The sequence below is a fragment of the Algibacter sp. 2305UL17-15 genome (assembly GCF_040720935.1).
Taxonomy (GTDB): Bacteria; Bacteroidota; Bacteroidia; order Flavobacteriales; family Flavobacteriaceae; genus Jejuia.
In genome coordinates this window covers 24,887-38,366 of sequence record NZ_JBFDAE010000021.1, presented here as the reverse complement: position 1 = coordinate 38,366, position 13,480 = coordinate 24,887, and the positions used below count along the sequence as shown (strand labels likewise).

The following is a 13,480-nucleotide window of genomic DNA, read 5'->3' as shown; positions in this document are numbered from 1 at the left end:
TGATTAATAACTTGTACTTCTGAATTGTCGTTTTTTAATGATGAATCGTTAACTATCTGATTTTATGTTGATGCCATTGGAATTAATATCAACTTTTACATCCTCGGCTTCTACCTTTACACCGTCCCTGTTTATTTTTACGCTGTTTTCATCATCTTTAATTTCAATTCCTTCTTCGTTTATTTTAACACCATCGGTATCAACGTTTACTTCAAATTCATCTTCCTCACAATCCAGACACTCCAAACCATCTTCGGTAACTTTAAAATAACGATTGGTCTTTCCAGAGGAGGTATTAGTGCCGCTAAAAGTTCTATAATGTAAATAGTGTTTCGTGTTTTTATTGAAATTTATTACTGTGTTTTCAGGGAGGTAGAGGATAACATCAACATCCTGATCGCTAAACTTGTTTTCGGGATCTGTGGTCAAATAAGCATCTAAAAGCAAGGTGCTGTTTTTAAGCTCAAATTCATAATTAATGTTTTTTGCACGTTCAATAGCCGTTTCATAATTTCTGCCATCTGCACTTTTTTCAATGGAAATTCTTGCAATAGAATCTGACGTGGATTTTACAATAATATCTATATCTGGAGAGTATATAATCTTATGACCATTTTCATCATGGGCAATTTTAAAATCGTGTTTTCTGTTGTGGAAATTAGAACTAAAATTATCGTTGCTCACCATTTTGATATACAAGGTGTCTGTTGCAACAATAGGCAATTCAGTTTTTACAATATAGCTTTCATCAAAAGCATGCTCACTAGCTTGTCTAATGCCAATAACCACTAAAGCAATAATAGAAATAAGCCATAAACCTAATAAAGAGAACTTTGCAATATTTCCAATAGATTTTAAATTGTTGATCAAAATTTTCAGTCCTAAATAGAATAGGAAAAAGAAGGGAATCCCAACAGCGAAAAATGTTAAAATTGATACGAGCCAAATAGGTGTGCCGCTTGAGTTAAAAACATCAAACATGTCTGCTCCGGGAATATGTATGATGTCTATTGCGCCTAATGATAATAGGCTTATAGCCAATGCTATTAAAGTTACAGCACCAATAAAAATCAGTAAAACACCAATGAATTTGGCGAACACCTTAAAGAAGAACATGATAATATCCCCAAGCGTATCAAAAAAACTTCTAGAAGTAGATTTTATAGAATTCGCCCCCTTTTTTACATCTACTTTTTTTGCGGCATTCGAAACAGAATCTGTAACGTTTTTTGCAACATCACCAACAGTTTCGGTTACAGAATCAAAACCATCCTTGATTTTTTTTTCGATGTTACTAATGTTCACGGGCTCTCCCGTCATCATTATTTTTTCGGCAGTAGTTGTGGCTTCAGGGACTAAAATCCAAAGTAAAATATAAAGTAAAATGCCAGTACCAGCACCTGCGACCAGCAGTATCCAAGCCAATCGAATCCAAATCACATCAACCCCAAAGTAATGTGATAATCCAGACGAAACCCCTCCAATATAGGAGTTATCCGTATCTCTATACAATTTTTTGGAAGTCGAAGATTTTCGCGAGTAAGAAGTAGGCTGAGGTTCGTCCTCAAAAATCTCCTCATCTACCAAGTAATCCTCGGGCTGCCCCATTATGGTAATTACTTCGTCCACTTCTTTAATTCTAATGACTTGCTTATCGTTTTGTACGCGCTCGTTAAAAAGTTCGGCAATTCGTGCTTCAATATCAGCGATAATTTCAGAGCGACCTTGAGAGTCTGTAAATGAACGTTTTATAGCCTCAAGATAGCGTTGCAATTTTAAGTACGCATCTTCATCTATATGAAAAAATATACCTGCTAAATTTATGTTGACTGTTTTATTCATTTTTTTGTTGTTTTTTGGCTTGTTACTAAGGTTACTGCGTTGTGTAATTCGCTCCAAGTAGTGTCTAATTCCTTTAAGAACAGTTTCCCCGTTTCGGTTAAACCGTAGTATTTTCTTGGAGGCCCAGAGGTTGATTCTTCCCATCTGTAATTTAAAAGTCCAGCATTTTTAAGTCGTGTTAATAGCGGGTAAATCGTCCCTTCAACCACGAGCAACTTCGCGTCTTTTAGCGTACTCAAAATTTCTGCAACATACGCATCATCGTCCTTTAAGACCGAGAGTATGCAGAATTCCAATACGCCTTTACGCATTTGTGCTTTTGTGTTTTCTATTTTCATTTGTTGATTTAAATTTTTTTAGAAGTCAAATGTAATTCGCATTAAACTCTAAATTAAACATTGTTTTTTTTGAGTTGCTCATTTCATAGTGTCATTCGTTTAATGTTGTGAAACTGTTCGTTTTCATGTGATGATTATTGATGAAATTTTTATTCTAAATTATTATTTGGGCGCCTGCCCGTTATTTAATATACTTTCATAATCTTTTTTCTTTTTTAAGCTATCAGTTTCCCCTCTAAAAAGAGGGGAGTCAGGGGTGTGTTATAAACGCTATTTTAAAAAATTAATGGTAAACGGATATTTATACAATTGACCATCCCTCGCCTTTAAACTCGCCACAACAATTAGCGCCAACTCTATAATAAAAGCAATAACAGCTAGAACTCCCAAACTACCACCAATGTAAAGTAGAGGAGAAGGCTTGTCGAGCGAGATATGAAAATCATGCAATCCATTAAAATCTATAAAATCAAAACTCCCTATTAGTTTGAAAATAAAAAAGGGAACAGCCAACGTGCCTAAAATAACAGCATAAAGCAACATGCTTATCTGGAAATTTAAAGCTTGTTTCCCGTGTTGGTCCACAAATTCCGATTTATCCTTATTGGCAGTCCATAATATCAACGGCCCGATAAAATTACCCAAGGGAATAAAAAACCGACTAAAGGTTGATAAATGAATAAAAGTTGCGATGTTTTTTTGATGGTTATCTAACATGATATTAAAACATATAATAGTTTCTTATGCAAATATATGTCTAAAAGAAGGTACTTTGTTACGCATAGTACTAAAAATTAACATAATTTTAACATTTATGACTATGAAATTATTTCATAACTTAGTGAAAAATATAATAGTTTATGTTGATGACTCCCAGTAAAATAAATGCATTTAATATGTTTAAAATACCCTCGGCTTATTTATGTGGGGTAAGGGCAAAATATATAGATCATGAAAAATGCATAGTAACAGTAAAACATAGATGGATCAATCAAAACCCTTTTAAATCGATGTATTGGGTGGTTCAGGGAATGGCAGCGGAATTATCTACAGGGGCTTTGGTTATGGCAAAAATCCAAGAAAGTAACCTGCGTATTTCTATGCTTGTAGCGTCAAATAATAGTACGTTTATTAAAAAAGCTACGGGTAAAATAACGTTTGTGTGCAAAGATGGAAGTCTTATAGATGAAGCTATAAAAAAAGCTATTGAAACTGGAGAAGGTCAAACGTTCTGGATGCAATCCACAGGTACGAATGAAGAAGGTATAGAAGTTTCAACTTTTAATTTTGAATGGAGTGTGAAGGTAAAAGGTTAGAAGACCGAAGACAGAAGACCGAAGGAGTGTATGGGATTAAAAAAATGTACTATCTAGTCGCAGTTGGCAGTATGCAGTAGGCAGTCTCAGCCGCGGTAAACAGTAATTCACGTCAAACTTTGCGCCTTAGCGCCCCTGCCTGCCGGCCTTTAGATTTGTAAAGTTATCTTTAATTAAGAAAAGTTAGACGTAAACAGTCACAGTAAACATTAAGTCACGTCATTCTTAGTGCCTTCACGACTTGGCGAGAAATTTTTTTTTGTTTCTGAGAAAACTCCGCGAAACTCAGCGAAATAAGTTTTTTTTGGAATTTAGTGTTTGAAAATTGGAATTTCGTTTTTAATTTGTAACAAAACTCAAAGTAAGCCAACTTATAAACAGTTAAACCTTTAAACAAATAAACTTTTTTTAAAATGACAGCACACGAAATAGACTACCGTATTTACGGCGAAGAAATGCAATACGTAGAAATAGAACTCGACCCACAAGAAGGCGTTGTAGCCGAAGCAGGAAGCTTTATGATGATGGACGATGGTATAAAAATGGAAACCATTTTTGGAGACGGCTCCGGAAAAGATTCTGGCTTTCTGGGTAAAATTTTAGGCGCGGGAAAGCGCATCCTTACCGGAGAAAGTTTATTTATGACAGCTTTTTACAATACCCTAACGGGAAAACGCAACGTATCATTCGCTTCCCCATATCCAGGGAAAATTATCCCCATAGATTTAACCCGTTTTGGCGGTAAATTCATCTGCCAAAAAGATGCATTCCTTTGTGCAGCAAAAGGTGTAAGCGTTGGTATTGAGTTCTCTAAAAAATTAGGTCGCGGACTTTTTGGAGGCGAAGGCTTCATCATGCAAAAACTGGAAGGTGACGGCATGGCATTTGTGCATGCAGGAGGCACCATGGCTATGAAAGAACTAAAAGCGGGCGAAACCTTAAAAGTAGATACAGGTTGCATCGTAGGTTTTGATCACACCGTAGATTACGACATCGAGTTTGTAGGCGGTATTAAAAACACGGTGTTTGGCGGAGAAGGTCTATTCTTTGCGAAACTTCAAGGCCCCGGAACGGTTTATATTCAATCTTTACCATTTAGCAGATTGGCAGGTCGTGTATTGGCATCAGCACCCAGAGGTGGCGGAAAGGACAAAGGAGAAGGTAGTATTCTCGGTGGTTTAGGCGATTTATTGGATGGGGATAATAGATTTTAAAATTTAAATACCAAAAAGAAAGAAAAGGTTATGTTTAAAACATGACCTTTTTTTACTTTTGCATTCAACCAATTAACAAATGTTAATAACCTAGCTGCTTTTGAATCTAAAATCATTACATAAGTTTCTATTATTAATTACGCTATCTTTTTGCATACAGGCTATTTCTCAAAATGGTCATCAAGGAAAGTATTTAAAATACATAGATTCCGCAAGCAATACCATAGACGAAAACCCCAAAATTGCAGTACGCTATTTAGATTCAATTCCCGAACCTTTAAGTGAAAATGTCAAGGGACATCTTGCCTGTTATTATGAATTAAGAGTTTTAATAAATAATGACAATAATGAAGAGTCTAAACAGTTTCAAAATACAGTATTAGCATTAAAATATGCTGAGTTAGAAAAGAATTATGACTTGGCAGGATGGGCTTCTTTAGAACTTTTTTATAGTTCTTATATCGTAAAAAAAGACACTGGCTCCTATAAATATTTAGATAAAGCCAAAACGTTTTATAAGCTTAGTAATAATAAGAAGGGCTTTGCAGAAGTGACCCAAATGGAAGCGTTAGATGCCCAAAAAAATCACGATTATAAAAGGAGTAACGAAATAATTCTAAATCATTTAGACGATTATAAACGCATTGAAGATGATGTTTATTATCATATGTATGCTTTGTTTCTATTAACTGAGAATCATATATATTTAGATAGTTTGCAAACTGCACATAAACATTTTAAAGCTTTAAAGGCCTTAAAAGATTTTTCTAATAAGACGCCCTTGAATCATGTCAATCATCTAGCAACTATTTATGGGGAATTGGGGAGATTTCACTTTGAAAAAAAAGCAATCGATTCTACGTTCTTTTATTTATCTAAATCTGAAGGCGTTAAAAGCGCCATGAACGATAATGACAAAAGAAACTTCTACAACCTGTATATTGACTATTTTAAGTATAAGAAAGATTATGAGTCTAAAAATAAATATATAGATTCTTTAAGAATTTTTGAGGAACAGGTCTTAAAAAAGACAATGGATGCAAGTTTGCTTATTGGTAATAAGCTGATGGAATCTGAATCTGAATTAAGTCTTGCACGAAACCAAAAAAGAAAAAACAAATTATGGATAATTGTGCTATTTATTGTTTTAATAGTGGTGTCAACGTTCTATATCTTAAAGTATCGACGCTCAAAAAAAACAGCTAGTGATTTTGAAAAAAGCAATGAGGAATACTCTTATTTAAAATCAAGTCATGAAAAGCTAAAGGTGAAGGTACACGGTTTGGAAGACTATATAAGCGATATAAAAAAGGAAATTAAAACTATTTCATCCAATGGTGAAAGTCCCGAACAACGCAAAAAAATAAAAGAATTATATAAAAATTTACATTTGAACGCATCCGTACTTTTAGATAAAAATGAAGACCATCTGAAATTGGTAAACGAACTGAATATTGATTTTTTTACAAGAATTAAAAATAAATACCCGCAATTAAATGACTCCGAAATTTTAATATGTTACTATATGTTTGCTGGTTTTAAAAGCAAGGAAATGGCCGTATTTTTAAAAACGACTACACGCGCTATTGAAGGAAGACGCTACCGTATTAGAAAGAAATTATATCTTCAAGACAACCAATTGACCTTACAGGAATTTCTTGATCAAGAATTTAATAGTTAAAAAAAATTCTCTTTAAAAGTTAAAATCACATATAATCTTAAGTATGTGTAGTAGGTGTGTGGTTAATTATTATTAGTGTATTAAATGGTTTGAGATATTTGTGTTAACAAATGTTAATGTCTTACAGAATCTACATACTGTAGAACATAAGATCAATTTATTTAAATCAATTAATTCACTATGAAAATGAGAAAACGCTACGCAATCGTATTAACCGCATTCTTTTCAATTTTATCCTTTGGACAAAACGATAAAAGTTGGACTAAAATGGGAACAAGTAAAAATGAAACCTACTATGATGTTCAAGCAAAATTTGACAAATACTGGGAAAGTAAAACACCAGAAAAGGGACAGGGTTATAAAATCTTTAAACGTTGGGAAAACCAAATAGCTGATAAGGTGTATCCATCAGGAGATATGACATTACCATCCCATACGTATCCAAACTTTCTTGAATGGCAAAAAAAATATAACGAAAAATTATCCAAAAATGCCAATAGTAAAATGAAAACAACCTTGGCCACATCAAACTGGGTAACTTTAAACCAAGGGTCAGTAGCATCAGGGTATGATGCTGGTTCAGGGCGCATAAATTTTGTCACCTTTGATCCTCAAAACCCATCTACTACAATGTATGTAGGTGCTCCAGATGGCGGCCTATGGAAAACAACCAACGGTGGAACGTCTTGGACTACAAACTCAGATTATTTACCCATAATAGGGTGTTCTGGTTTAGTGATACATCCTACAAATAGTGATATCATGTACTTAGCTACGGGCGACAGAGAAAGTGATAGAAGAAGTATTGGGGTATTAAAAACTACTGATGGTGGTGCAAATTGGAATACTACAGGATTGGTATGGTCTGCTACCGACAATTATAAAATATCAAAAATTGTTATGGATCCAAATAACCCACTAATTATGATGGTAAGTACCGATGGTGGTGTATTTAGAACAATTGATGGATGGACTACCGTACAAACTCAAACTATTTATAATAGTTTAAGCGATATTAAATATAAGCCTTCAAGCTCATCAATTGTTTATGCTGCTGGGAAGGAAATCTATAATTCAACTGATGGTGGGGCAACTTGGACTACGAATAGTTCATTGGATTTACCAAGCCCTAGTACCGTTGAGAGAATTGAATTAGCTGTTACTTCAGCAGATTCAGATTATGTATATGCCATTATTGGAAAAAGTAGCGACCAAGGTTTTGAGGGGTTTTATCGTTCAACCGATAGTGGGCTAACTTTTACTGAGCAATCAACAGCAACTACGCCAAATATATTACATACTAGTGCGGCTCCAACGTCAGCTTCTGTGGGTGGTCAAGCATTTCATGATCTTGCCATAGCTGTTTCGCCTGTAAATAAGGATAAAATAACTATTGGTGGGATAAATCAATGGCAATCTACAGATGGTGGAGTCAACTGGACACGTATTACTTATTGGTTAGGCGCTAATCCAGCTTATCCAGGAGAGAATAGTGAACCAGAGCCATATATTCATGCAGATATTCAATATATTGCTTATTTGCCAGGGAGCAGTACCACATTTTTTTCCACCTGTGATGGAGGTATCTCTAAAACCACCGATGATGGTGCAACTTGGACCGATATTACAGGAAATATCTCCGTAGGTCAACAAACAAATATTGCATTATCTACAGTTAGTGAAGATTTTTTCTTTGCTGGATTACAAGATATAGGCTCTTTAAAATCTAAGACAGCTGCTTGGTCGGTATTAAGCGGCGGTGATGGTGAGGATGGTTTTATTCATAGAACCGACGATATGAAAATTGTGTCCTCTACTACCAATGGAGCGTTCTTTTATACGGCCGATGGAGGTGCAACATACCCTCTAGATATTCCATGGTCTCCAGCATTACCGTCTGGAGAATGGTTTAGCCCAATTCATCAAGACCCAGTAGATGTTAATAAAGTTTATGTTGGAGGACGCCCAGATTTATATGTTACTACAGATTTGTTTGCTGGAAATCTTACGGTTACTCATAGTAAAACAGGAGCAACTCCTCCAAGTCCTGCTGCAAAAAATATTTTAAGATTTGAAGTAGCACCTAGCGATAACACCTATATCTATGTAATTAAGGATAATATAATCTCAAAATCTACAAATTCTGGATCTACTTGGACCGATATTACAAGTGGGTTGCCAGTTGCTTCGGCTAAATTAAAAAACTTAGCGGTTTCAAATACGGATGAAGATAAAGTTTGGGTGGTGTTTTCAGGATATGCTGCTGGGGAAAAAGTATATAAGACTTCTGATGGAGGTGCTAGTTGGACAAATGTATCTGCGGGACTTCCTAATATCCCAATGAACACCATTGTTTATAGAAAGAATAATGCAAACGATGAAGTTTATATAGGTGCAGATTTAGGGGTGTATGCCATAGACAATTCAACGGCTTCTGCGGTGCCGTTTTTAACTAATTTGCCAAATTGCGCTGTTCAAGATTTAGAGATATTTTATCCAACACCTACTACGGGAAAACTGAGAGCGGCAACATATGGTAGAGGAAGTTGGCAAACAGACTTAAGTTCTCAAACACTTTCAAAACATGAAGTATCTGTTTCAGATGCTAAAGCCCCAGTTTTATACCCTAACCCGGTGTCTAATGGTGTTTTAAATGTAAAACTAGTTGATACTGATACTATTTATGAATACTATTTATATAATTTACTGGGTGAACGTGTACTTAAAGGTACTTTAGATGTTTCAAATTCTGTTATCTCTTTAAAAGACAAATCAGCTGGGACATATATTCTAAGAATGATTGGTCAAGATAAAATGTACACTCAAAAAGTGATTGTTAAATAAGAAGATTAATAGCAATAAATACGTGAAGAGCCTCAATTATGTTGAGGCTCTTGTTATTATGGATACTTAAAACCTGTTTTTCTGCTTGTTCATTTTATGTTAAAGTCCTGCTAAAATTCAAATTGAATGTAATTTTTGATTAATTTTATGGTTAATAACAAATACATTAATTACCCAAAAAATTTACTATTTATTTAAATCTAAAACCTTAACAAAAACCATGGCAAGAGCAATGCTAGAGTACACCAAAACTGTGCTTAATAAAGTTAGTTTTGACACATCGTTGTTTTGCAAAGAAGTACAAAAGGCATTACAAAGATTATTGCCTTACGAGATTGAAGAGCTTAAAATTTTTATTCATTCTCTTGTGCGGCAAAACCCAGAATTAAATCAATGTTTAATTTATTTAAAAGCATAAACTAAAGCGACCAACAGGTCGCTTTTTTAATTTACTGTGGTAACGGACTAATGATTTTCACATCCTGAAATTTGATAGCACCTCTAATAATTCCCGAAATTACCGTTTGCATCGCTTCAATAATCTGCATTTTTAATTCGCTCTTATGATAGATGATGCTTACCTCTCTAGCGGGAGACGGTTCTTCAAAATAACGTAAATTTTCTTTAGCTTTATTATTCAAATCCAATGTATGTAAATACGGCAGCAATGTCATTCCTAAACCTTCATTAGATAATTTTATCAAAGTTTCGATGCTTCCGCTTTCTAATTGAAAGGCATCATTTTCGTGGTTTTTAAATGCCTTACATAAGTTTAAAACACCATCTCTAAAACAATGGCCATCTTCTAAAAGCAGCATATCTTCAATGGCTAATTCATCTGCTTTAATTTTTTCTTTGGTGTGTAGCTTGTGCCCTTTTGGAATGTAGCCCACAAAAGGTTCAAAATAAAGCACACGCTCTTTTATGGTTTCATTTTGAAGGGGTGTAGCAGCAATGGCAGCGTCTAAATGGCCTTCGTTAATACGATAAATAATTTCTTCCGTTGTCAGCTCTTCAATTTTTAATTTAATTTTTGGATGTTTTTTTATGAAAGTCTTTAAAAACATAGGGAGCAATGTTGGCATTACTGTTGGGATAATCCCTAATTTAAATTCCCCACCAATAAATCCTTTTTGTTGATCTACAATATCTTGAATTCTATTGGATTCATTAACGATGTTCTTTGCTTGTGTCACTATTTTTCTCCCCACATCTGTTAACTCAATAGGCTTTTTACTCCTATCAAAAATTAAGATATCAAGTTGATCTTCCAGCTTTTGAATTTGCATACTCAGCGTAGGCTGAGTCACAAAACACTTTTCTGCAGCTTTAGTGAAATTTTGGTGTTCTGCAACCGCTAAAACATAGTATAATTGGGTAATGGTCATAAGTGAAATATTCAGGGTGTAAAAATATAAAAACTATCAATAAAATTTATGGATATTGCTGTTTATTATAAGTTTTTCTTTTTAGACAAGAGGTTGAAAAATGACGAAAGACATAAGGCTAAAAATGACATAAGACGTAAGACAAAAAAAAGACAAAAAGACATAAGACGTAAGACAAAAAAAAGACAAAAAGACATAAGACGTATGACAAAAAAAGACGGAAGTTTTTGGGAGGGCGGAAGTTACTGTATACTGAGACTGAGACTGCGACTGAAAACTATCAAAGCAACCCTCTGGCCTTTATCTCCAAATACTTATTTATAGTATCTACGGTTAAATGCTCTGGTGTAGTGAGAATGGAGTAGATACCGAATTTTTTAAGTTCGTTTACAATTAATCGTTTTTCGAAATCGAATTTTTCGGCAATAACCTTATCGTAAACCTGCTGCACGGTTTCAGCTTTGTTGTTTATGAGTTTGTCAAGTTCTGTGTTTTTAAAGAAAATAACGACCAATAAATGACTTTTGGCAATGGCTTTTAGATAAGGCAATTGTCGGTTTAATGCATCTAAAGTTCCAAAATTGGTGTACATTAATAGTAAGCTTCTATGTGTGATGTGTCTTTTAATGTTGGCGTAAAGTCTGCCAAAATCGCTTTCGTAATAATCAGTATTTACGTTATATAAGGCTTCTAAAATTAGTCGCATTTGTCCACTTCGTCGTTCGGCAACCACGATATCCTCAATTTTTTTAGAAAACGTTAGCATACCAGCTTTATCCTGTTTTTTCAATACCACATTACTGATCACCAAAGTTGCATTAATGGCATAATCCAACAGGCTTAAACCGTTAAATGGCATTTTCATAATCCGACCCTTGTCAATTATAGAATATACAGGTTGCGACTTTTCATCTTGAAACTGATTGACCATTAACTGGTTTTTCTTTGCCGTGGCTTTCCAGTTTATGGTGCGTAAATCATCGCCTAAAACATAATCCTTGATTTGCTCAAACTCCATGGTATGTCCTAAACGGCGTACTTTTTTTAGGCCATATTCCATAGCGTTTTTGTTGATGTTTAAAAGTTCAAATTTTTTAAGTTGTTTAAAACTAGGGTAGGTGGGCACCATCACATCTGCATCGAACGTAAATCGTTTTGAAACCAGTTTTAAAGCTGAGGACGCATAAATATTTAAACTTCCGAAGTGGTATTCACCACGTTCTTTTGGTGTTAAATTGTAGAGAATTGCTCTTGTTTGCCGTGGATTAACAGATTCCTTTATTTTAAAATCTCGAATTTGAAATTGCTCTGGAACTTCATCAATAATTTCTAAATGACTTATAAAAGGATAGTTGTTTTTAATATTGATTTCAATTTGATTTTTATCTCCATTTGAAAATTTTTCAGGCACAATTCGGCTGGCTTCAATTTTTTGTTTTCCAATAAATATGATTAGAATATCTAGAAAGAAGAGCAGAACCAAAACCAAAATGGACAATTGGGCAATATTAAATAACAACGGAATAAAATAACTTAACGCAAATAATATCACAATGCCGATACCTGCGTAGAAAAAGCGGGGTTGTATGTAGAATGGTTTAAGGAATTTCAATGTTTGTTTAGGGGTTTAGGGGTTTAGGAGTTACGCTGAGATTCGCTGAGAAAACGCAGAGATTCACAGAGAATTTTTTAAAACTCATTTTTTCTTTGTGTATCTCTGTGAAACCTCTGTGCATCTCTGTGATATTTTTTTACTGTGACTGCGACTGAAAACTCATTTTACCTCGGTATCTCAACAGTCTCAATAATCTGCTGAATAATCTGTTTACTCGTTACACCTTCCATTTCGCGTTCTGGCGTTACAATCACTCTGTGATGCAATACAGGAGTTACGGCACGTTTAATATCTTCTGGGGTTACAAAATCCCGACCACTCATAGCTGCAAAAGCTTTACTAGCTTTTAATACTGAAATTGAAGCTCTTGGAGATGCACCTAAATATAAAAAGCGATTGCTTCTTGTCGCCACAATCAATTCAGCGATGTATTTTAACAAATGCTTTTCAACAATCACCTGACTTACCAAAACTTGATAGTTTTCAATTTGTTTGGCCGTTAAAAACGACGTGATTTTTTCCATTTTAGTTGTAGCCTTCAATTCATGTTCGCGAGATAATATTTCTATTTCTTCTTCAAGATTCGGATAATCAACATCGATTTTGAATAAAAAACGGTCTAATTGCGCTTCTGGCAAACGGTATGTGCCTTCTTGCTCAATAGGGTTTTGCGTTGCCAAAACCATAAATGGTGCATCGAGTTTGTACTTATGTCCATCGATAGTGATTTGCTGTTCTTCCATCACTTCAAATAAAGCTGCTTGTGTTTTTGCAGGCGATCTATTTATTTCATCTATTAAAATCATATTTGAGAAAATAGGCCCTTTTTTAAATTCAAATTCTGAATTTTTCAAGTTGAAAACAGAAGTTCCTAAAATATCACTTGGCATCAAGTCTGGCGTGAATTGAATTCTGCTAAACTCCACACTCAACGATTTTGCCAACAATTTTGCAGTTACCGTTTTTGCAACCCCTGGAACACCTTCAATAAGCGAATGGCCTTTTGCTAGGAGAGAGGCAATCAACATGTCAACCATATCTTTTTGTCCTACAATAACTTTGCCGACTTCAGCTTTTATTTGAGCCACACATTGCTGTAATTCAGATAAATCCAGTCTGTTTTTAAATTCCAGATCTTTCGATTCATCTTTCAAAAGGCTATCATCAATAGATGTTACTACATCTTGTTCTGGTTTTGGCAAAAACTCTTGGTGGTCTTGTTCTTGGTTCTGTTCGTCCATA

Annotated in this window: 11 protein-coding genes; 5 read left to right on the top strand and 6 right to left on the bottom strand. The window is 34.7% G+C overall.

Annotated elements, in window-relative coordinates:
• Positions 1–48: 48 nt before the first annotated feature.
• The 3 genes from ABXQ82_RS17295 to ABXQ82_RS17285 all read right to left on the bottom strand — a co-directional run bounded on the left by ABXQ82_RS17295 (position 49) and on the right by ABXQ82_RS17285 (position 2,897).
• The gene (locus tag ABXQ82_RS17295; RefSeq protein WP_367062778.1) at positions 49–1,842 is read right to left on the bottom strand and encodes a PspC domain-containing protein; all 1,794 of its coding nucleotides are present in this window, start codon (positions 1,840–1,842) and stop codon (positions 49–51) included.
• Positions 1,839–2,180: a PadR family transcriptional regulator gene (locus ABXQ82_RS17290; RefSeq protein ID WP_367062776.1), complete on the bottom strand. Its 342-nt coding sequence runs from the start codon at positions 2,178–2,180 to the stop codon at positions 1,839–1,841. Before ABXQ82_RS17290 ends, ABXQ82_RS17295 begins: the two co-directional genes overlap by 4 nt.
• A 270-nt stretch (positions 2,181–2,450) precedes the next feature.
• Positions 2,451–2,897: a DUF4870 domain-containing protein gene (locus ABXQ82_RS17285; protein ID WP_367062774.1), complete on the bottom strand. Its 447-nt coding sequence runs from the start codon at positions 2,895–2,897 to the stop codon at positions 2,451–2,453.
• Positions 2,898–3,040: 143 nt separating this feature from the next.
• Here ABXQ82_RS17285 and ABXQ82_RS17280 point away from each other — a divergent pair, with 143 nt between their 5' ends.
• The 5 genes from ABXQ82_RS17280 to ABXQ82_RS17260 all read left to right on the top strand — a co-directional run bounded on the left by ABXQ82_RS17280 (position 3,041) and on the right by ABXQ82_RS17260 (position 9,653).
• Positions 3,041–3,496, top strand: coding sequence for a DUF4442 domain-containing protein (locus ABXQ82_RS17280; protein WP_367062772.1), 456 nt, complete (start codon positions 3,041–3,043; stop codon positions 3,494–3,496).
• A 413-nt stretch (positions 3,497–3,909) separates the two neighbouring features.
• Positions 3,910–4,710 (top strand): TIGR00266 family protein, encoded by an 801-nt coding sequence (locus ABXQ82_RS17275; RefSeq protein ID WP_367062770.1) that lies wholly within the window; start codon positions 3,910–3,912, stop codon positions 4,708–4,710.
• Between the two features lie 100 nt (positions 4,711–4,810).
• A complete protein-coding gene (locus ABXQ82_RS17270) occupies positions 4,811–6,391 on the top strand; it encodes a hypothetical protein (RefSeq protein ID WP_367062768.1) in 1,581 nt (526 codons plus the stop codon).
• 186 nt (positions 6,392–6,577) lie between these two features.
• On the top strand, positions 6,578–9,235 hold the full coding sequence (locus ABXQ82_RS17265) for a T9SS type A sorting domain-containing protein (protein WP_367062766.1): 2,658 nt from the start codon (positions 6,578–6,580) through the stop codon (positions 9,233–9,235).
• 220 nt (positions 9,236–9,455) lie between these two features.
• Entirely contained in the window at positions 9,456–9,653 is a 198-nt protein-coding gene (locus tag ABXQ82_RS17260; protein WP_367062764.1) for a hypothetical protein, read from the top strand.
• A gap of 31 nt (positions 9,654–9,684) precedes the next feature.
• On the opposite strand, the gene ABXQ82_RS17255 is transcribed toward ABXQ82_RS17260, so the two are convergent.
• The 3 genes from ABXQ82_RS17255 to ABXQ82_RS17245 form a co-directional block, all read right to left on the bottom strand.
• Positions 9,685–10,623, bottom strand: a complete 939-nt coding sequence (locus ABXQ82_RS17255) for a LysR substrate-binding domain-containing protein (protein ID WP_367062762.1) — start codon at positions 10,621–10,623, stop codon at positions 9,685–9,687.
• 280 nt (positions 10,624–10,903) lie between these two features.
• On the bottom strand, positions 10,904–12,235 hold the full coding sequence (locus tag ABXQ82_RS17250) for a DUF58 domain-containing protein (protein ID WP_367062760.1): 1,332 nt from the start codon (positions 12,233–12,235) through the stop codon (positions 10,904–10,906).
• Positions 12,236–12,402: 167 nt separating this feature from the next.
• Entirely contained in the window at positions 12,403–13,479 is a 1,077-nt protein-coding gene (locus ABXQ82_RS17245) for a MoxR family ATPase (RefSeq protein WP_367062758.1), read from the bottom strand.
• Between the last annotated feature and the right edge of the window lies 1 nt (position 13,480).